Annotated in this window: 10 protein-coding genes; 7 read left to right on the top strand and 3 right to left on the bottom strand. The window is 63.3% G+C overall.

What is annotated here, in order from left to right; genetic code table 11:
• Positions 1 to 2 precede the first annotated feature (2 nt).
• The 5 genes from CPH89_RS27365 to CPH89_RS27345 are packed head-to-tail and all read left to right on the top strand — an operon-like array spanning position 3 to position 4,390.
• Entirely contained in the window at positions 3 to 350 is a 348-nt protein-coding gene (locus CPH89_RS27365) for an FmdB family zinc ribbon protein (protein ID WP_053256602.1), read from the top strand.
• Between the two features lie 15 nt (positions 351 to 365).
• On the top strand, positions 366 to 1,409 hold the full coding sequence (locus CPH89_RS27360; RefSeq protein ID WP_053256601.1) for an aliphatic amidase: 1,044 nt from the start codon (positions 366 to 368) through the stop codon (positions 1,407 to 1,409).
• 3 nt (positions 1,410 to 1,412) lie between these two features.
• Entirely contained in the window at positions 1,413 to 2,396 is a 984-nt protein-coding gene (locus tag CPH89_RS27355; RefSeq protein ID WP_053256600.1) for an AAA family ATPase, read from the top strand.
• Positions 2,397 to 2,436: 40 nt separating this feature from the next.
• A complete protein-coding gene (locus CPH89_RS27350; RefSeq protein ID WP_053256599.1) occupies positions 2,437 to 3,009 on the top strand; it encodes a DUF2239 family protein in 573 nt (190 codons plus the stop codon).
• Between the two features lie 25 nt (positions 3,010 to 3,034).
• Positions 3,035 to 4,390: an MATE family efflux transporter gene (locus tag CPH89_RS27345; RefSeq protein WP_053256598.1), complete on the top strand. Its 1,356-nt coding sequence runs from the start codon at positions 3,035 to 3,037 to the stop codon at positions 4,388 to 4,390.
• Here the strand turns inward: CPH89_RS27345 and CPH89_RS27340 are convergent.
• On the bottom strand, positions 4,374 to 4,967 hold the full coding sequence (locus tag CPH89_RS27340; RefSeq protein WP_053256597.1) for a TetR/AcrR family transcriptional regulator: 594 nt from the start codon (positions 4,965 to 4,967) through the stop codon (positions 4,374 to 4,376). The two genes, CPH89_RS27345 and CPH89_RS27340, sit on opposite strands and share 17 nt — an antisense overlap.
• Before the next feature lie 142 nt (positions 4,968 to 5,109).
• Here CPH89_RS27340 and CPH89_RS27335 point away from each other — a divergent pair, with 142 nt between their 5' ends.
• Positions 5,110 to 6,300: an MFS transporter gene (locus CPH89_RS27335; RefSeq protein WP_053256596.1), complete on the top strand. Its 1,191-nt coding sequence runs from the start codon at positions 5,110 to 5,112 to the stop codon at positions 6,298 to 6,300.
• On the opposite strand, the gene CPH89_RS27330 is transcribed toward CPH89_RS27335, so the two are convergent.
• Both CPH89_RS27330 and CPH89_RS27325 read right to left on the bottom strand, forming a co-directional pair.
• On the bottom strand, positions 6,283 to 6,648 hold the full coding sequence (locus tag CPH89_RS27330; protein ID WP_053256595.1) for a type II toxin-antitoxin system HicB family antitoxin: 366 nt from the start codon (positions 6,646 to 6,648) through the stop codon (positions 6,283 to 6,285). The genes CPH89_RS27335 and CPH89_RS27330 overlap by 18 nt on opposite strands.
• Complete coding sequence (locus tag CPH89_RS27325) at positions 6,645 to 6,896, bottom strand: type II toxin-antitoxin system HicA family toxin (RefSeq protein ID WP_053256594.1); 252 nt, start codon at positions 6,894 to 6,896, stop codon at positions 6,645 to 6,647. The genes CPH89_RS27330 and CPH89_RS27325 overlap by 4 nt, the downstream gene beginning before the upstream one ends.
• A 210-nt stretch (positions 6,897 to 7,106) precedes the next feature.
• Between CPH89_RS27325 and CPH89_RS27320 the strand changes: the two genes are divergently transcribed.
• A complete protein-coding gene (locus tag CPH89_RS27320; RefSeq protein WP_053256593.1) occupies positions 7,107 to 21,161 on the top strand; it encodes a non-ribosomal peptide synthase/polyketide synthase in 14,055 nt (4,684 codons plus the stop codon).

Below are 21,161 nucleotides of genomic sequence, written 5' to 3'. Positions count from 1 at the left end.
CCATGCCGACCTACGAATACGCTTGTCCAGCGTGCGGCACGTTCACCCTGCTGCGGCCAATCGCCCAGCGCCACGCACCCAGCCAGTGCCCCTACTGTGACGGGCCGGGCGGGCAACTGAGGGTGTCGGCGCCGGCGTTGCAGACCCTGTCGGCCAACCAGCGCAAGGCGATCGCCGGCAACGAACGCAGCGCCCACGCGCCGCAAACCGTCGGTGAGTACCAGGAAAGCCGACGGCACCCCGCGGGTTGCAGCTGCTGCGGTACCAGCAAGCCGGTGGAACCGAGTAAGGCTAACCCGTTGGGCCTCAAGACCCGGACCGGGCCACGGCCGTGGATGATCAGTCACTAGACCAGGAGTGTTGTTATGCGTCATGGCGATATTTCCAGCAGCCCGGACACCGTCGGTGTCGCGGTGGTGAACTACAAGATGCCGCGCCTGCACGCCAAGGCCGAGGTGATCGATAACGCGCAGAAAATTGCCGAGATTATTCTCGGCATGAAGCAGGGCCTGCCAGGCATGGACCTGGTGGTGTTCCCGGAATACAGCACCATGGGCATCATGTACGACCACGACGAGATGATGGCCACCGCCGCGAGTATTCCCGGCGAAGAGACGGCGATTTTCTCGGCGGCGTGCCGTCAGGCCAATACGTGGGGCGTGTTTTCCCTGACCGGTGAGCGTCACGAAGAACACCCCCGCAAGGCGCCTTACAACACCTTGGTGCTGATCAATAACCTCGGCGAAATCGTGCAGCGTTACCGCAAGTGCATTCCCTGGTGCCCTATCGAAGGCTGGTATCCGGGGGATCGCACCTATGTGTGCGAGGGGCCCAAAGGCATGAAGATCAGCCTGATCATCTGCGACGACGGCAATTACCCGGAGATCTGGCGCGACTGTGCGATGAAGGGCGCCGAATTGATCGTGCGCTGCCAGGGCTACATGTACCCGGCCAAGGAGCAGCAGGTGCAGATGTCCAAGAGCATGGCCTGGGCGAATAACTGCTACGTGGCGGTGGCGAATGCGGCAGGGTTCGACGGGGTGTATTCGTACTTCGGTCACTCAGCGATCATCGGCTTTGATGGGCGCACATTGGGCGAGTGCGGCGAGGAAGAGATGGGCATTCAGTACGCCCAGCTTTCTGTGTCACAGATCCGTGATGCGCGGGCCAACGACCAGTCGCAGAATCACTTGTTCAAGCTGTTGCACCGTGGCTACACCGGTATGCATGCCTCTGGCGATGGCGACAAGGGGGTGGCCGACTGCCCCTTCGAGTTCTACCGCACCTGGGTGCTGGACGCGCAAAAAGCCCAGGAGAACGTCGAGAAAATCACCCGCAGCACGCTGGGCGTCGCCGAGTGCCCGGTGGGGCAGTTGCCCCATGGCGGGACAGAAAAAACAGCGGGGTAGGGCATGCGCTTTACCTTTGAACCGGCCCAGGTGATGGCGTTGCTGCGTAGCCGTATTGTTGGGCAGGAGGCCGCGCTGGCCGAGGTTGAGCGCTTGCTCAGGGTGGTCAAGGCTGATATCGGTGAGCGTGACCGCCCCTTGAGCGTCAACTTGTTCATGGGGCCGACCGGCGTCGGCAAAACTGAAATCGTGCGCCTGCTTGCCCAGGCGTTGCACGGTCGCACCGACGGCTTTTGCCGGATCGACATGCACACCCTGGCCCAGGAACATTACGCCGCCGCGCTCACTGGCGCGCCACCGGGGTATGTAGGCAGCAAGGAAGGCATCAGCCTGTTCAACAGCGAGTTGATCCAAGGCACCTACAGTCGCCCCGGTATCGTGTTGTTCGATGAACTGGAGAAAGCCAGCCAGGAAGTGGTGCGCAGCTTGCTCGGCATTCTGGAAAACGGTCAGCTGACGTTGGCCGGTGGCACGCGCACCCTGGACTTTCGCAACAGCCTGATCTTCATGACCAGCAATATCGGCGCGCCACAGGCACGTCGTCATCGTCAGCGGTTTGCCCAGGGCTGGCGGCGCTTGCTGCGCGTCTTTGTGCGGAATGAGGCGGCGGTGCTGGAAGACGCGTTGCACAGCCACTTCGAACCCGAGTTTCTCAACCGTATCGACCGCATCCTGATGTTCGAACCTATCGACAGCCGCTGGCTGGACGCGCTGTTGGAGGTGGAGCTTGAGAAACTCAACCAACGCTTGGCGGCGCATCAGCGCTCGTTAAGCGTGGATGCGCCGGCGAGAATGTGGCTGTGTCGCCGGCACGATGCACGGTTTGGCGCACGCGCGCTGGGCCGACGCCTGCGGGTAGAACTGGAACCGGCGATTGCCGAGTGCTTGCTCAGTGACCCCACGGTGCAAAGGATGCGCGCGACGCTGCACGGCGAGCGTTTGCATGTTTCACGACAATCGCCTTGCACGCTGGAAAATGACGCCTAATATGATCCGGGTAAAACAAATAACACCCGGATAATAATTGATGTCGACGCAAAACACTCCCCGTTGCACCGCTTTTGTCCGCCAGCAGCGCGTGGCCACCGGTAGTTATCCCGAGGTGGCGACTGTTTTGGCAGGCCTTGATCTGCCGATGGGCAGCTTCCTGGTGTTCGACGACGCTACCGGCACCCAGGTCGATTACCCGTGGCCACTCGGTTACGCGCCAGAGCAACCGGCCCAGGCTGAAACCGATGACGAGCCGCCCACCGCCCCCTCGGTCGGTCGCCCAAAGCTGGGCGTGGTCGCGCGGGAGGTCACTTTGCTGCCTCGCCATTGGGCGTGGCTGGGCGAGCAACGCGGTGGCGCTTCAGCGGCCTTACGCCGGTTGGTGGATGAGGCGCGCACCGCCAGCGCCTCCCGTGATCAACTGCGCCAGGCCAAAGAGGCCAGCTACCGTTTCATGAGCGCCATCGGCGGTAACTTGCCGGGTTTTGAAGACGCTTCACGCGCGCTGTTCGCTGAGGATGCGGCCGACTTTTCGCGCAAGGTCGCGCATTGGCCGGTAGACGTGCAGACTTACCTGGCCTGGCTGTCGCGCAATGCTTTCCCCGTCTAACAATAATTCCGGGACTCGAACCACCATGCAAGTTACTCAACAACGGCCGCTGTGGCAGATCTACCTGATTTTTCTGGCACCGATGGTGCTGTCCAACTTTCTGCAAAGCTTCTCCGGCACCCTCAACGGCATCTATGTTGGGCAAATGCTGGGCACCCAGGCGTTGGCGGCGGTGTCGGGAATGTTCCCCATCGTGTTTTTCTTTATTGCCTTGGTGATAGGCCTCGGGGCAGGGGCTTCGGTGCTGATCGGCCAGGCGTGGGGCGCCCAGGAAACGGGGCTGGTCAAGGTGATTACCGGTGCAACCCTGACACTCGGAGCGCTGGTGGGGTTGATCGCGGCAGTTCTCGGGAGTTTGTTCGCGCGCCCGGCATTGCAGGCGTTAGGGACACCGGTCGACGTACTCGACGATGCGGTGGGGTATGCCCAGGCAATGATGCTGATCATGCCGCTGCTGTTGGTCTTCATCCTCTACACCCAGCTACTGCGCGGCGTCAGCGACACGATTTCACCGCTGCTGGCGCTGATGGTCTCGACCCTGGTCGGCCTGCTGCTGACGCCGGCGCTGATTCGCGGCTGGATCGGCCTGCCACCCATGGGCATCCAGAGTGCGGTGTATGCGGGCCTGGTCGGTAATGCCTTGGCCATGCTGTTTCTGATCCTGCGCCTGCGCCATAAACACCATGTGATGGCGCCGGACCGTGAACTGTTTGCGGCATTGCGCCTGGACCGGGTCATCCTCGGCAAAGTCCTGCGTATCGGCTTACCGACCGGTTTACAGATGGTGGTGCTGTCGCTGTCGGAGCTGGTCATTCTGGCCTTGGTCAACAGTCATGGCTCCCAGGCTACAGCGGCCTATGGTGCGGTGACGCAGATCGTCAACTATGTGCAATTCCCGGCGCTGTCGATTGCGATAACGGCATCGATCCTCGGCGCACAGGCGATTGGCGCCGGGCGCCTGGAGCGCATCGGGCCGATCCTGCGCACCGGGTTGTTGATCAACATTTGCCTCACCGGCGGCCTGATTCTGCTCGGTTACCTGCTGTCGCACTGGCTGCTGGGCCTGTTCATCACTGACGACGCAGCGCGGATCAAGGCTGAGCACTTGCTGCATATCATGCTGTGGAGCGTTCTGGTATTTGGCTTCCAGGCCGTGATCGGCGGGATCATGCGCGCCAGCGGCGTGGTGTTGATGCCGGTCGCGATTTCGATCTTTTGCGTACTCTGCGTGGAGCTGCCGATGGCGTACCTGTTCAATGCGCACTTCGGCCTCGAAGGGGTATGGATGGCGTTTCCGGTGACGTATCTGGCGATGCTCGTGCTGCAGACCGCCTATTATCGGCTGGTATGGCGGCACAAGCAGATCAAACGGTTAGTCTGATCGGCTGCCTCAGGCCTTGCAGCAAAAGCTCCAGGCCCAGCAGGCCTTCTTCCAGGCGTTCGCCCGGGTGTTCATCGCGGGCGATCCACAACGCGGTATTGACCAGGCTGCCATTGATCAATTGAGCCAGCGCGACGCTGGGGGCTTGCAGGATGGCACCGGTCTGCATCAACGCCTCCAGCAATTGGCGCAACGACTCCACACAATGGTGTTGGGACCCGGTGTCGCCTAATACGGCGGGCGCATCCTGCAACACAATGCGTTGGATCTCGCCCTCCTGGGCCATGCGCAGATAGGCTTGGCAGCGATCACAAAAACCGCGCCAGGGGTCCTGGGCCTGTTCGGTGATGTGCTGCAAGCGTGCGTCCATCTCACTGTCGAGTTGCGCGACCACCGCGGCCAACACACCTTTCTTGTCACCGAAGTGGTGGTACAACGCGCCGCGAGTCAGGCCGGCGCGCGCGGTAAAATCATCCATCGACGTGTTGGCGTACCCTTGCGTGGCGAAGGCCTCGCGGGCACTGGCGATCAGCCGGGCGCGGGTTTCTTCGATCATTTCGGTACGGGCTCGGCTCATCGATAAGGCTCGCCTTGGGCTGTTGAGTGATTGACATACGCTGCGTATGTTACGCATGCTCTGCCACATACGCACCGTATGTATTTTGCCTCGATCACTGCAGATAGCAAGTTTGAAGGCGCAAAGGAAGAGGTTAAGCAGGATGGCAAATCCCTATGCCGAGTTATTCCAGGTCCCAGGTAGCAGGGCTTTTGTCTTGGCGGGCATGCTGGCGCGCATGCCGATATCGATGACCGGTATCGGCCTGATTACCATGCTTTCGCAAGTACAGGGTGGCTATGGCCTGGCGGGCGCGGTGGCGGCGGTGTTCGCCCTGGCAACGGCGTTTTGCGCGCCGCAGGTGTCGCGGCTGGTAGACCGGCACAGCCAGGGCAAGGTACTGCCGATCGCCGCAATGATCGGTGGCGGGGCGTTGTTGCTGTTGTTGCTGTGCACGCGCTTGCAGGCGCCGAACTGGACCTTGTTCCTGTTCGCCGCCCTGGCCGGCTGTATGCCGAACATGTCGGCCATGGTGCGGGCACGTTGGACCGCGTTGTTGCGCGGTCAGCCGAGGCTGCAAACCGCGTTTGCCCTGGAGTCGGTGCTGGATGAGGTGTGCTTTATCATCGGCCCGCCGATCTCGGTAGGCCTGTGTGTCGTGCTTTTTCCGGAGGCCGGGCCGTTGGCCGCAGCCGTGTTGCTGGCCGTGGGGGTCACGACCTTCGTGCTGCAACGCGCGACAGAACCCCCTGTGCATGCGCACACCACGCATCACGGCGGTTGGCTGATCGCTTCGCCTTCGGTGCTGATCCTGATGATCCTGCTGCTGGCCATGGGCGTGATCGTCGGCGTCGTGGACGTGGTCAGCGTGGCGTTCGCCCAGCACCAGGGCCAACCGGCGGCGGCAAGCATCGTGCTGTCGGTATATGCCATCGGTTCGTGTCTGGCGGGCTTGGCATTTGGCACCCTCAAGCTCAAGGCGCCGTTGCCCCGCCAGTTTCTGTTCTGCGGCGTGGCAACCGCGTTGACCACTTTACCGTTACTGCTGGTGACCAATATCACCGGGTTGGCGGTAGCGATCTTTGTTTCCGGTTTGTTCTTCGCCCCGACCCTGATCGTCTCCATGGCCCTGGTCGAGCAGGTCGTGCCACCCAGCCGCCTGACCGAAGGCATGACCTGGCTGATCACCGGCCTGAGCATCGGCGTGGCCATTGGCGCTGCCAGCTCCGGTTGGATGATTGATCATTTCGGCGCTACCAGCGGGTTTTGGGTGGCGTTGGCGGCCGGTGCAATTGTGTTGGGCGCCGCTGCGCTGGGGTATCGGCGGTTGGGACCGTCAACCGAGCACCGATAGCGGTTCTGCGCAGTGATGTTGCAAAAACTCATTCAACGCCTGGCGTGTCAGGTCATTGAGCGTGACTTTTTTACGTGTGGCCGCCAGTGCCGCTGCCAAGTGCAGGTCATGGCCGACCCGTACGTTGAATGAGCCCTTGCAAGGCTTCTCTGGCGTTTGCCCCAGCGCGTGGCATGTCGCGAGGTAGTCATCGACGGCCTCACGGAACGCAGCGTCCAACTCTGCGACGGTTTTCCCTTCGTAACTGACCAGCGCCTTGATAAACAGAATCTTGCCGAACAGGCAGTTGTCTTCGAGGCTGGCTTCGATAGAGCCGATGTAGCCGTTGTATTTCAGTTGGTTGTTCACTGAATCAGTTCTCCTGATTTCAATTGTTCGATGATCTGGCGCCGAATGTAGTGTTTCAGTTCGTTGCCGGGGTGAGGCTTGTGCAAGCTGATCATTGCACTGGGGTCGCCGATGTCGAACTTGACGCGGCTTCCAGCCCCTTCAATCTGTGTGTAGCCCAAGCGATGCAGCAGCGTTACGAGCTCTGGCCAGGTAAAGGCCATGTGCTCGTTGAGCAGTTTGGCGAGCAGCTTTTCATTTTTTGACACGGCGATCCCTGCGTGTAACTAAATGTAGTTGCAAAAAGTGGTGTCCGTCAATGCTAGCTCGGTTTTGTGTCGCTTTCCCAGGATTGATGTAACCCCTGATGACACCTCGCTCCACGCCCCCCCACCCCCCGCTAATTTTTCCCCGCCCGGTTCGTTTTATAGGGACGACGTGCCTTTGTGCTTCCTGCCTATTGCTCCGGACTCCAAGAAATGAATGCTGAAGACTCCTTGAAACTTGCTCGCCGGTTTATCGGGTTGCCCCTGGAAAAACGCCAGGTTTTCCTGCAAGCCCTGCAGAAAGAAGGCGTGGATTTTTCCCGGTTTCCGATACCGGCTGGGGTGGCAGTGGAGGATCGCCAGGCGCTGTCCTACGCGCAGCAGCGCATGTGGTTTCTGTGGCAACTGGACCCGGCCAGCGCTGCCTACAACTTGCCCGGGGCCGTGCGGCTAAAGGGTGAACTCAACCTGGGGGCGCTGGAGCAAGCGTTCGCCAGCCTGGTGGCGCGGCATGAAACCTTGCGCACGGTGTTCCAGCGCCAGGCCGATGGGCGCCTGGCTCAGGTGGCGATAACGCCGTCGCTGGCCGTCGAACCTCTGGACTTCAGCAGCCTGGCCGCCGATCAGCGCGAGCAGGCCGTCAACGAGGCGGCAACGCGTCAATCGCTGCTGCCCTTCGATCTGGAGCACGGTCCGCTGCTGCGTGTGCAATTGCTCAAGCTCGACGCGCAGGAACACGTGCTGCTGCTGACCCTGCACCACATCGTCTCCGACGGTTGGTCGATGAATGTACTGATCGACGAATTCATCCGTTGCTATGACGCCCACGCGCGCAATGAGGCGCCGCAATTGCCGGCGTTGCCGATCCAGTACAGCGACTATGCGCTGTGGCAGCGTCGCTGGCTGGAGGCAGGCGAGCAGGCGCGTCAGCTGGAATACTGGCAGGCGCGTCTTGGTGATGAACATCCGGTGCTGGAGTTGCCGACGGACCGCTCGCGCCCGGCGATGCCCAGCTACCAGGGCACGCGGCATAATTTCGCGATCGACGCGGGCCTGGCTGCGCAACTGCGCAGCTGCGCGCAACAGCATAACGTCACCCTGTTCATGCTGCTGCTGGGCGCCTTCAATGTGCTGTTGCATCGCTACACCGGGCAGAGCGACATACGGGTTGGCGTGCCGATTGCCAACCGTAACCGCAGTGAAGTCGAAGGGCTGATCGGTTTCTTCGTCAACACCCAGGTGCTGCGCACGCAGCTGACCGGGCAGACCCGTGTTGCCCACTTATTGCAAAGCATCAGGGCGCACGCGCTGGGCGCGCAGGACCATCAGGAGCTGCCATTCGAGCGCCTGGTGGAAGCGCTGAAAGTCGAGCGCAGTCTCAGCCATACGCCGCTGTTCCAGGTGATGTACAACCATCAGCCGGTGGTCGCGGACATCGCTTCAGTGCGTACCGCTTCCGGCCTGGAGCTCGCACTTGTGGAGTGGCAGGGCCGTACCACGCAGTTCGACCTGACCCTCGACACTTATGAAAAATCCGGCACCCTGCACGCCGCGCTGACCTACGCGAACGACCTGTTCGACGCACCCTCCATTGCGCGCATGGCCCGGCACTGGATCAGCCTGTTGCAGGCCATGGTGGCCGACGGTGAACAACGTATCGGCGAGCTGCCGATGCTGGATGGCGATGAGCGGCACAGGTTGGTGCATCGCTGGAACCAGACCGCTGAGACGTACCCGACCGACGTGGGTATTCATCAACTGATCGAAGACCAGGTGCAGCGTACTCCGCACGCGCCAGCGTTGGTATTTGGCGCCACCACGTTGACCTACGCCCAGCTCGACGGCCGCGCCAACCAGTTGGCCCATGCCTTGCGTGAGCGGGGGGTTGGCCCGGACGTGCTGGTGGGGGTTTGCGTCGAGCGTTCCGTTGAAATGGTGGTGGGCTTGCTTGCGATCCTCAAGGCGGGTGGCGCCTACGTGCCGCTGGACCCGGAATACCCGCCGGAACGCCTCGCCTACATGATCGAAGACAGCGGCATCACGCTGCTGCTCAGCCAGCACAGCCTGTTGGCGGTGCTGCCCGCTGCAGGCCTCCAGGTGATTGCCCTGGACCAAGCGCCGGGCTGGCTCGAGGGCTACAGCCTCGAATCGCCCACCGTGGATAGCCACGCGCTCAACCTGGCCTACGTGATCTACACCTCCGGCTCCACCGGCAAACCCAAGGGGGCCGGCAACAGCCATCGCGGCTTGGTCAACCGCCTGTGCTGGATGCAACAGGCCTATGGCCTGAATGCCAGCGACGCGGTCCTGCAGAAGACCCCGTTCAGCTTTGACGTCTCGGTCTGGGAATTCTTCTGGCCGCTGATGACGGGTGCGCGCCTGGTCGTCGCTGCGCCTGGCGAACATCGCGAACCGGCGCGCCTGATCGACACCATTGGCCGTCACGGCATCACCACCGTGCATTTTGTGCCGTCGATGCTCCAGGCGTTTATCCACGAGCCAGACGTACATACCTGCACCTGCCTCAAACGTATCGTGTGCAGTGGCGAAGCCTTGCCGCTGGATGCGCAAGTGCAGGTGTTCGCCAAGCTGCCAAACGCCGGCTTGTTCAACCTTTATGGCCCCACCGAAGCCGCCATTGACGTCACCCACTGGACCTGTGTCGACGAAGGTGCCGACAGCGTGCCCATCGGCCGCCCGATCGCCAACCTCGCCACCTATCTGCTCGACGCCGAGCTCAACCCGGTGCCCGCCGGTGTGTCCGGCGAGCTGTACCTGGGTGGCACTGGCCTGGCGCGCAGTTATCACCGCCGCGCGGCGCTGACGTCCGAGCGTTTTGTGCCGAGCCCGTTCGTCAACGGTGAGCGTCTTTACCGCAGTGGCGACCGCGTGCGTCAACGAGCCGATGGGGTGATCGAATACCTCGGCCGTCTTGATCATCAGGTCAAGCTGCGCGGCTTGCGTATCGAGTTGGGCGAAATTGAAACACGCTTGATCCAGCATCCCTCGGTGCGTGAGGCGGTGGTGCTGGTGCCGGGCGGTAAACAATTGGTGGCCTACCTGGTACTCGAGAACGAACAACCCGCGGACCTCAAGGCCTGGCTGCTCAGCAGTTTGCCGGAGTACATGGTGCCGTCGCACTTCGTGCCCCTGGCCAAACTGCCGGTGACCGCCAACGGCAAGCTCGACCGCAAAGCGCTGCCGCTGCCGGAGGCTGCCCCGCAGCAAGCGTTTGTCGCCCCTGAGAACGCACTGCAAAAAGCCCTGTCGGCCATCTGGCGCGATGTGCTCGGTGTGCCGCAAGTCGGCCTGGATGACAACTTCTTTGAGCTGGGTGGCGATTCGATCATCTCCATCCAGGTGGTCAGCCGCGCCCGGCAAGCGGGGGTTCGCCTCAGCCCGCGCGACCTGTTTCAGTACCAGAGCGTGCGCAGCCTGGCGCTGGTGGCGAGCTTTGAACAGGCGAGCGTTATCGATCAAGGCCCGGTGACCGGCGAAGTGCTCCTGACCCCCGTGCAGCACAGCTTTTTCGCCCAGGCAATCCCGGCCCGCCACCATTGGAACCAGTCATTGCTGCTCACCCCGCGCGAGGCGCTGGAGCCTGCTCGGCTGGATGCAGCCCTGGCGCAGCTGGTCAACCATCACGATGCGTTGCGCCTGCGGTTTACGCAGCACGCCGATGGCTGGCAACAAGCCCACGGCGCTCCGAGCACGCAATCAGCAGTGTGGCAAGCCAACCTCAGCACCGACGCTGAACTGGCTGCGCTGTGTGATGAAGCCCAGCGCAGCCTGGACCTGGAGCAAGGCCCGCTGTTGCGCGCAGCCCTGGTGCAGATGGCCGATGGCACCCAGCGCCTGCTGCTGGTGGTCCATCACCTGGCAGTCGACGGCGTGTCCTGGCGCATCCTGCTCGAAGACCTGCAACAGGCTTATCGCCAAGCTGCATTGCCGGCCAAGACCAGCAGCTACCAACAGTGGGCGCAGCAGTTGCAGGCCCATGCGCGTACCCTCCAGGGCCAACTGCCGTTTTGGCAGGCGCAGGCCTGCGAGGCTGAGCTGCCGTGCGACAACCCTCAAGGTGGCCTGCAAAATCGCCTCGGCGCCACGCTCGAAACCCGCCTTGATGCCGAACAGACTCGCCAACTGCTGCAGGATGCACCGGCGGCCTATCGCACCCAGGTCAACGACCTGTTACTGACCGCGTTAGTGCGGGTGATCAGCCGTTGGAGCGGCCAGGCCGGCGCATTGATCCAGCTCGAAGGCCATGGTCGCGAAGACCTGTTCGACACCCTCGACCTGAGCCGCACTGTCGGTTGGTTTACCAGTTTGTTCCCTGTGCGTTTGCAGGCCCATGGCGATCTGTCGAGCGCGATCAAGTCGATCAAGGAGCAACTGCGTGCGGTCCCGGACAAGGGCGTGGGCTACGGCCTGCTGCGCTACCTGGGCGACGCGCAATCGCGCGACACCTTGGCAGGCCTGGCCGCGCCGCGTATCACCTTCAACTACCTGGGGCAGTTCGACCGCCAGTTCAATGACTCGGCACTGTTCGTACCGGCCGCGCAAAGCAGCGGCCAGGCTCAGGACCCGGAAGCGCCGTTGGCCAATTGGCTGACGGTGGAAGGGCAGGTGTACGGCGGGGAGCTGTCCCTGCAATGGGGCTTCAGCCGGGAGATGTTCACGCCGGCGACCATTCAGCATCTGGCGGATGAATACGCGGCGGAACTCAAGGCGTTGATCGAACACTGCTGCGCAACGCCGGCAGGGCAGGTGACGCCCTCGGACTTCGCGCTGGCTCGCCTCACCCAGCAGCAACTGGATGCGCTGCCCGTGGCCGGGCCGGATATCGCTGATCTCTACCCGTTGTCGCCGATGCAGCAGGGCATGCTGTTCCACACGTTGTATGCGCCCGAGGCGCAGGCCTATATCAACCAGCTTCGCCTGGATATTGAGGGCCTCGATCTGCTGACCTTCGGCCGTGCCTGGCAAGCGGCGCTGGACCGGCATGACATCTTGCGCAGCAGCTTCCACTGGCTGGGCCTGGACAGTGCCCATCAGGTGATCCAGCGTCAGGTCGACGTGCAATTGCAAGTGATCGAAGACGTGGCTGCCGACGTCGATGCACTGGCCGATGCCGAGCGCTCACGCGGTTTTGAGTTAAACGCCGCGCCGCTGTTTCGCTTGATGTTGGTACGCGGCGCCGGGTCCGGCTGGCACTTCATCTTCACCAGTCATCACATCCTGATGGACGGCTGGAGTAACGCGCAGTTGCTCGCTGAAGTCATTGCCCACTATGCAGGCCAGGCGTTGCCGGCGCCGCTGGGGCAGTTCCGCGATTACCTGGGCTGGCTGCAACAGCAACCCAGCGGCGAGACCTTCTGGAAACATGCGCTGGCGCCGTTGCAAGCGCCAACCTTGCTGGCCCAAGCCCTGCGCACGCCGGTCGACGGTGTGGGCATGGCTGACTATCAAGTGTCAGTGGGCAACGATTTTACCCAGGCCCTCGGCGAGTTTGCCCGCCACCAAAAAGTTACCCTCAATACCGTGCTGCAAGGGGCCTGGAGCCTGTTGCTGCAACGCTACACCGGCCAGGATTGCGTAGCGTTCGGCGCCACCGTCGCCGGGCGTTCAGCGCCGTTGCCTGGCATTGAACAGCAACTGGGCTTGTTCATTAACACCTTGCCCATCATCAGTGCCGCCTCGCCGGCCCAATCGGCGAGCGCCTGGCTGAGTGAGCTGCAAGCCCTGAACCTCAGCTTGCGCGACCATGAGCATGTGCCGCTCTACGACATCCAGGCGTGGGCCGGTCAGCAAGGCGCGGCGTTGTTCGACACCTTGCTGGTGTTTGAAAACTTCCCGGTGGCCGAAGCACTCAAGCAAGGCGCGCCCGCAGGCCTGACCTTCGGCCGGCTGCACAACCATGAGCGCACTCACTACCCGCTGACCCTGGGCGTCGAGCTGGGGGCCAGCCTGCGTCTGGAATTCAGCTACGATCGCGCCCACTTCAGCCAGCAACAAGTCATCCGGTTGGGCGCTAACCTGCGTCATCTTTTGACGCAACTGGTGGCGGACGCGCACGTACCGCTAGGCAACCTGCAGCTGCTGGACGCCGCCACACAGCAGCAGGTGCTCACACTTAGCCAATCGGTATGCGGCGCCCAGCGTCATCAACGGGTGCACGAGCGCATCGCCGCGCAGGCCCAGGCCACACCCGACGCACTCGCGGTGCAGGCGGGCAGTGAACGGCTGAGCTATGCCCAGCTCAACGCACGCGCCAACCGCCTGGCCCACCGCCTGGTGGAACTCGGCGTCGGGCCGGGCCAACGGGTAGGCCTGGCCAGTCGGCGTGGCCCGCAGTTGATCGTCAGCCTGCTGGCGGTTCTCAAAACCGGCGCGGCCTATGTGCCGCTGGACCCCACATACCCGGCCGAACGCTTGGCCTACATGCTGGCGGACAGTCGCCTCGACCTGTTGCTCAGCCAAACCGGTTTGCTCACCGAACTGGCACTGCCGCAAGGGCTGCTGCGCGTGGCGTTCAGCGCGTCCGGTGAAGAGCTGGACGGCTACCCTGCGACCAATCCAGCCAACTCGGCGGCGGCGGCCGACCTGGCCTACGTGATCTATACCTCCGGGTCTACCGGCCAGCCCAAAGGCGTGGCCATCGACCATGCTGCCCTCGGCCAGTTCTGCGACAGCGCCGAGGCGTACAGCCGCCTGTGTGCCGAAGATCGCGTGCTGCAATTTGCGACGTTCAGCTTCGACGGGTTTGTCGAACAGTGCTACCCGCCGCTGTGTGTGGGCGCCGCCGTGATCATGCGCGGCGATGAGCCGTGGGACGTTGGGCAATTGGCCGAAGAGATCGTTGAGCAGGGCGTGACCCTGGCCGACTTGCCGGCCGCCTACTGGTACCTGCTGGCCAAGGAATGTGCGCTCGACCGCCGCACCTTGGGCAACCTGCGCCAAGTGCATGTGGGCGGCGAGGCCATGTCGGTGGAGGGCGTGCGCGCCTGGCACGCGGCGGGGTTGGGCGAGGTGCGGCTGGTCAACACCTACGGGCCGACCGAGGCAACTGTGGTGTCCAGCGTGCACGAGTGCCAACTGGCGGATGCCAGTGATGCGTTCGGTGTGCCGATTGGTCAGGCGATCGCCGGTCGCTCGCTGTATGTGCTCGACAGCGGGTTCGAGCTGCTGGCCACCGACGGTGTCGGCGAATTGTGCATTGGCGCCGAGGCGGGCCTGGCCCAGCGTTATTTCGACCGTCCGGCATTGACCGCTGAACGCTTCCTGCCGGACCCGTTTTCGCGGGTGCCGGGCGCGCGGCTGTACCGCAGCGGCGACCTCGCGCGTTACAACGAGGCGGGAGCGCTGGAGTACGTCGGGCGTAGCGACCATCAGGTGAAAATTCGCGGCTACCGCATCGAAATGGGCGAAATCGAAGCCTGCCTGCAAGCCTTGCCGCAAGTGCGTGAAGCCGCTGTCATCGCCCAGCCGAGTGCGCTCGGTATGCAATTGGTCGCCTATGCAGTGCCTGCCCATGGGCAGACTCTGGATGCGCAATCGCTGGCGGCAACCCTGCGCCAAGCGCTGCCGGACTACATGGTGCCAAGCCATTGGGTGTTGCTCGCCGCGTTGCCGTTGAACTCTAACGGCAAGCTTGACCGCCGTGCGCTGCCCGCGCCCGACCTGAACCTGCGTCAACAGGCGTATGTGGCGCCACAAAGCCCGCTGCAAAAGCAGCTGGCGACGATCTGGCAAGCGGTGTTGCAGGTCGAGCAGGTGGGCCTCACGGACCACTTCTTCGAACGCGGTGGCCATTCGTTGTTGGCCACCCAGGTGATTTCCCGGGTGCGTCACGCGTTGAAGTGCGAAGTCCCGCTGCGCGCACTCTTTGAGCAACCGACGCTGGAGGCATTCGCCACGCTGTGTTCAGGTGTGCATCAACAGAGCGCGCCACCGCTGGTGGCCCTGGAGCGTGGGCAGCCGATGGCGCTGTCGTTCGCCCAGGAACGCCAATGGTTTTTGTGGCAATTGGACCCTGCCAGCGCGGCGTATCACCTCCCCACGGCCCTGCATCTGCGCGGCGACCTGGATATCCGCGCGCTGGAGCATGCGTTCCAGGCGCTGGTGTTGCGCCATGAACCTTTGCGCAGCACGTTTGTTGAAGACGCTGAGCAGACCTGGCAGGTGATCCATCCCGCCGTGGCCATGCCTGTCGAGCAGGCGAGGGTAGAGGCCGCTGCGATCCCGCAGTGTGTGGAGCAAGAAATCCAGCGCCCATTCGACCTGCGCAGCGGCCCGCTGATGCGCGTCAAACTGTTGGTGATTGCGCCCGATCACCATGTGCTGGTCATCACGCAACACCACATCATCTCCGACGGTTGGTCGATGCGCGTGATGGTGGATGAGCTGGTGGCGCTGTATCAGGGCCAGGCTCAATTGCCGGCGCTGCCGATCCAGTACGCCGACTATGCCGTGTGGCAACGCAACTGGATGGCGGCAGGTGAAAAACAACGCCAGCTCGATTACTGGCAACAGCGCCTGGGCGATGAGCATCCGCTGCTGGAGCTGCCGCTGGACCACCCGCGCCCGGCGGTGCAGCGTTATCGCGGCGCGCGGCAGCAGGTCCAGCTTGAGCCTGCGCTGGTCAACGACCTCAAGGCGCTGGCCCAGCGCGAGGGCGTGACACTGTTCATGCTCTTGCTGGCCTCGTTCCAGACCCTGCTGCATCGCTACAGCGGCCAGTCCAGGCTGCGCGTCGGCGTGCCGATCGCCAACCGCAACCGCCTTGAAACCGAGCGGCTGATCGGCTTCTTCGTCAATACTCAAGTGCATCAGGCCGACGTCGACGGGCAGATGCTCTTCAGCCAATTGCTCGCTCAGGTCAAGCAGCGCGCCCTGGAAGCGCAGGCCCATCAGGATCTGCCCTTCGAGCAGTTGGTCGAAGCGCTGCAACCGGAACGCAGCCTCAGCCATAACCCGCTGTTCCAAGTGATGTTCAACCACCAGGACACGCTGCGTGCCGGCCCTGTGCACTTGCCAGGCCTGGCGTTGCAGCCGCTGGATTGGGCAGGCCACACCACACAGGTTGACTTGAGCCTCGAAACCGAAGAGTCCGCCGAAGGCCTGTGGGCCTCACTGACCTACGCGACCGACCTGTTCGAGCCCGCAACTGTGGAGCGCCTGGCGCAGCATTGGCAGAACCTGTTACGTGCGGTGGTGAGTGACGCCGCGCAAGCGTTGGATGAGCTGCCGATGCTCAGCGCGCAGCAATGGCAACAGACCGTACACAGCTGGAACGCCAGCCACGTCGATTACCCGCACACGCGCGGCGTGCACCAGTTGTTCGAGGCCCAAGTACGCGCGCAACCGGACGCGAGTGCGCTGCAATTCAATGGCGACGCCCTCAGCTATCGCGAACTCAACCGCCGCGCCAACCGCCTGGCCCATCGCCTGATTGCGGCGGGCGTCGGCCCTGACGTGCTGGTGGCGGTGCATGTCGAGCGCTCGCTGGACATGGTGGTCGGTCTGTTAGCGACCCTCAAGGCCGGTGGCGCTTATGTGCCGCTCGACCCGCAGTTCCCGGCCGATCGACTGGCCTTCATGCTGGAAGACAGCCGCGCCCAGGTGTTGCTGACCCAACCACACCTGAACGGTCGCCTGGCGCAACCGGACGGTCTGCAGGTGCTGTTGGTGGACGCGGTCGACGCCAGCGGTGCCGAGCATGATCCGCAGGTGACTATCACGCCGGAGCATTTGGCTTACGTGATCTACACCTCCGGCTCCACCGGCAGGCCCAAAGGCGTGATGGTCCGTCATCAGGCGCTGTGCAGCTTTGCCTGCGGCATGGCCGCTAGCCTGGAATTTGGCTCCGACGCGCGGGTGCTGTCGCTGACCACCTTCTCGTTCGACATCTTCGCCCTGGAACTGTACGTGCCGCTGAGCGTCGGCGGTACGGTGCTGCTCAGCGGCCAGGAACTGGCCCTCGACCCGGAGGCGATTATTGATCTGGTGCATAACCAATCCGCCCGCGTGCTGCAAGCCACCCCATCGACCTGGCGGATGTTGCTGGAAAGCCCGCGCGCCCATTGGTTGCAGGGCATCAAGTGCCTGTGTGGCGGCGAAGCGCTGCCGGTCGACCTGGCCCAAGGCCTGCTCGATCTGCAGGGGCCCGTGTGGAATCTCTATGGTCCGACGGAAACCACGATCTGGTCGGCTGCCCATCGTCTGTCAGCGGCGCAGCCTTTTGTCGGGCGACCGATTGCCAACACGTCGTTGTTTATTCTCAACGCCGGGCTGACGCCTTGCCCGCAGGGCGCGGCCGGTGAATTGATGATCGGCGGCGCGGGCCTGGCGCGTGGTTATCACGAACGGCCAGCGCTGACCGCAGAGCGCTTTGTGCCCAACCCGTATGGTGCACCGGGTGAACGCCTGTACCGCAGCGGCGACCTGGCACGCTATCGCCCCGACGGTGTGGTTGAGTACATCGGCCGGGTCGATCAGCAGGTCAAGGTGCGTGGTTTCCGTATCGAACTGGGTGAAATCGAGGCGTGCCTGCGTGAGCTCGCGGCGGTGCGTGAAGCTGTGGTGCTGGCCGACAACGACCGCCTGATCGCCTACCTGGTGACCTTCGCCGCCGAACAGCAGGCGAGCTTGCGTGACCAGTACAAGGCGGCATTGCGCGAGCGCCTGCCGGACTACATGGTGCCGGCGCACTTGGTATTCCTTGATAGCCTGCCCTTGACGCCCAATGGCAAGCTCGACCGCAAGGCGCTGCCCAAGCTGGATGCCGGTGTGTTGCAGAAAGCGCCGGTGGCCCCGGTCAGCCAGCGAGAGCAACAGGTCGCGGCCATCTGGGCGCAGGTGCTGGAGCTGCCGCAGGTGGGCCTGGACGATCACTTCTTTGAGCTGGGCGGGCATTCGCTGCTGGCCACGCGAGTGGTGTCGCGGGTACGTCAGGCACTGGCGCTGGAGGTTGCGCTCAAGACCCTGTTCGAACAGCCCGTGCTGGGTGATTTCGTGCGCGCGTTGGGCGCGGCGGGCGTCACGGCGCCGGCGCTGCTCAAGGCCGATCGCACGCAACCCTTGCCACTGTCCTACGCCCAGGAACGCCAGTGGTTCCTCTGGCAACTCGACCCGCAAAGCTCGGCGTACCACATCCCCAGTGCCCTGCGTTTGAAAGGCGCGTTGGACGTGGCGGCGCTGCAACGCAGTTTCGACACGTTGCTGGCGCGCCATGAAAGCCTGCGCACACATGTGCGCCAGGACGCCAGCGGCGCCGTGCAAGTGATCGAAGACCTGGGCCTGATCGAAATCGAACGGGTCGACGCTGATGAGGCCGCGCTCAAGGTGCACATCGCCGAGGCGGTTGCGCAGCCGTTCGACCTGCTGCGCGGGCCGTTGCTACGGGTCAAGTTGTTGCGCCTGGCCGAGGACGATCACGTCGTGGTGCTGGTGCAGCACCACATCGTTTCCGATGGCTGGTCGATGCAGTTAATGGTCGAGGAGTTGGTGCAACTGTACGCAGCCTTCAGCGTCGGCCGCACGCCACAACTGCCGGCATTGCCGATTCAGTACGCCGACTACGCGCTGTGGCAGCGCAACTGGATGGAAGCCGGCGAGACCGCGCGGCAATTGACCTACTGGCGTGAGCAGTTGGGCGGCGAGCAGCCCGTGCTGGAGTTACCGTTCGATTACCAGCGCCCGGCGTCGCCAAGCCATCGCGGTGCGCGCCTTGGCGTTGAACTGGCAGCTCCGCTGCTGGCCGGCTTGCGCAACCTTGCGAACAAAGCCGGCGTCACCTTGCCGATGGTGTTGCTGGCGGCGTACCAGGTCTTGCTGCATCGCTACAGCGGCCAGGAAGACGTGCGCGTCGGGGTGCCGATCGCCAACCGCAACCGCCTTGAAACCGAGGGGCTGATTGGCTTCTTCGTCAACACTCAGGTGCTCAAGGCCGACCTCAACGGCCAGATGAGCGTGGCGCAACTGTTGCGCCAGGTGCGCCAGCGGTCGTTGGAGGCGCAGGCTCATCAAGACCTGCCGTTCGAGCAACTGGTGGAGGCGTTGCAGCCGGAACGCAGCATGAGCCTGAGCCCCTTGTTCCAAGTGCTGTTCAACCACCGCGTGACCTCGGCGGGCAATCATTTGCAGCGGTTGCCGGGGCTGCAGGTCGAGGTGTTGAGCGGGGATGAAGGCGTTGCTCAGTTCGACCTGGCGCTGGATGTGGAGGAATCCCGCGACGCGCTGCGTGCATCCCTGAGTTACGCCACCGATCTGTTTGCGCACCGCACCATCGAACGCATGGCCGAGCATTGGCAGAACCTGTTGCAGAGCATGGTAGACGATCAGCAGCAGGCCATCGGGCAACTGAACCTGCTCAACCTTGATGAGCAACAACAGATTCTGCAGCTGTGGAATTGCACCGATTCGGGCTACTCGGCCAAGCGCCTGGTGCACGAGTTGGTCGCCGACTGTGCCCGGGAAAACCCGAATGCAGTGGCGGTAAAATTCGCTGCGCAAACGCTGACGTACGGGGAACTCGATGGCCAGGCCAATCGCCTGGCGCATGCGCTGATCGCCCGTGGCGTGGGCCCGGAAGTGCGCGTGGCCATCGCCATGCCGCGCAGTGCCGAGATCATGGTGGCGTTCCTCGCAGTGCTCAAAGCCGGCGGCGTGTATGTGCCGCTGGACGTGGAGTACCCGCGTGATCGCTTGCTGTACATGATGCAAGACAGCCGCGCGCAACTGCTGCTCACGCACACCTGCGTGTTGCAACAATTGCCGATCCCTGAAGGGCTGAACACCTTGGCGATAGACCGCAGCGAGGACTGGGCCGAGTACAGCGACACCGCACCCTCGGTCGCACTCGACGGCGACAACCTCGCCTACGTGATCTACACCTCCGGCTCCACCGGCCTGCCCAAGGGCGTTGCGGTGTCGCACGGCCCGCTCGTGGCGCATATCATCGCCACCGGCGAACGCTATGAAACCGGCCCGGCCGATTGCGAACTGCACTTCATGTCCTTCGCCTTTGACGGTTCCCACGAAGGCTGGATGCACCCGCTGATCAACGGCGCCAGCGTGCTGATCCGCGATGACAGCCTGTGGCTGCCGGAATACACCTACGCGCAAATGCACCGCCACAACGTAACCATGGCGGTGTTCCCGCCGGTGTACCTGCAACAACTGGCCGAGCATGCCGAACGCGACGGCAACCCGCCGGCTGTGCGCGTGTATTGCTTTGGGGGGGATGCGGTGGCGCAGGCGAGCTACGACCTGGCCTGGCGCGCGCTCAAGCCGACCTACCTGTTCAACGGTTATGGGCCGACCGAGACCGTGGTTACGCCGCTGCTGTGGAAGGCGCGCAAGGGCGACCCTTGCGGCGCGGTCTACGCGCCGATTGGTACGTTGCTGGGCAACCGCAGCGGCTACGTATTGGACGCGCAGTTGAACCTGCAACCGATCGGCGTGGCCGGTGAGTTGTACCTGGGCGGCGAGGGCGTGGCGCGCGGTTATCTGGAGCGTCCGGCGCTGACCGCCGAGCGGTTTGTGCCGGACCCGTTCGGCACACCCGGCAGCCGTGTGTACCGCAGCGGCGACTTGACCCGTGGCCGCCCCGATGGCGTGGTGGACTACCTGGGGCGTGTCGACCACCAAGTCAAAATCCGTGGTTTCCGTATCGAGCTGGGTGAAATCGAAGCCCGTCTGCGTGAGCAGGACAGCGTCGGTGAAACCGTGGTGGTGGCGCAGGAAGGGCCGACCGGCAAGCAACTGGTGGCGTATGTGGTGCCGACCGATCCGGCGCTGATCAACCAGGTCGAGTTCCGTGACACCTTGCGCCGCGCGCTCAAGGCCCGGCTGCCGGACTACATGGTGCCCACGCACTTCATGTTCCTGGCGCACATGCCGCTGACCCCCAACGGCAAACTCGACCGCAAAGGCTTGCCCGCGCCGGATGCGAGCCTGATGCAGCAACGCTATGTGGCACCCGAAACCGAACTGGAACAGCAAATTGCGGCGATCTGGGCCCAAGTGCTGCGCCTGCCGCAAGTGGGCCTGGATGACAACTTCTTCGAAGTCGGCGGCCACTCCTTGCTGGCGATCCAGATCACGTCGCGGGTCCAGGTCGAGTTGGGCCTGGAGGTGCCGCTGGTCGAAGTGTTCCAGACCGAGACGCTGCGTGCCTATGTCCAGGCCGCTGCCACTTTCCGTGCGGGCAGCGCGGAAGACTTTGATGATCTACGTGACTTTTTGAGCGAACTAGAGGCGATTTGA

This window comes from Pseudomonas fluorescens (genome assembly GCF_900215245.1).
GTDB lineage: Bacteria > Pseudomonadota > Gammaproteobacteria > Pseudomonadales > Pseudomonadaceae > Aquipseudomonas > Aquipseudomonas fluorescens.
The sequence above is the reverse complement of the archived record's forward strand: the minus strand, read 5'-3'. Positions and strand labels throughout refer to the sequence as shown.

What these genes read in the sequence shown, in the direction of transcription:
- CPH89_RS27365 (WP_053256602.1), top strand. Translation starts at nt 3, where the DNA reads ATGCCGACCTACGAATACGCTTGTCCAGCGTGCGGCACGTTCACCCTG.
- CPH89_RS27360 (WP_053256601.1), top strand. Translation starts at nt 366, where the DNA reads ATGCGTCATGGCGATATTTCCAGCAGCCCGGACACCGTCGGTGTCGCG.
- CPH89_RS27355 (WP_053256600.1), top strand. Translation starts at nt 1,413, where the DNA reads ATGCGCTTTACCTTTGAACCGGCCCAGGTGATGGCGTTGCTGCGTAGC.
- CPH89_RS27350 (WP_053256599.1), top strand. Translation starts at nt 2,437, where the DNA reads ATGTCGACGCAAAACACTCCCCGTTGCACCGCTTTTGTCCGCCAGCAG.
- CPH89_RS27345 (WP_053256598.1), top strand. Translation starts at nt 3,035, where the DNA reads ATGCAAGTTACTCAACAACGGCCGCTGTGGCAGATCTACCTGATTTTT.
- CPH89_RS27340 (WP_053256597.1), bottom strand. Translation starts at nt 4,967, where the DNA reads ATGAGCCGAGCCCGTACCGAAATGATCGAAGAAACCCGCGCCCGGCTG.
- CPH89_RS27335 (WP_053256596.1), top strand. Translation starts at nt 5,110, where the DNA reads ATGGCAAATCCCTATGCCGAGTTATTCCAGGTCCCAGGTAGCAGGGCT.
- CPH89_RS27320 (WP_053256593.1), top strand. Translation starts at nt 7,107, where the DNA reads ATGAATGCTGAAGACTCCTTGAAACTTGCTCGCCGGTTTATCGGGTTG.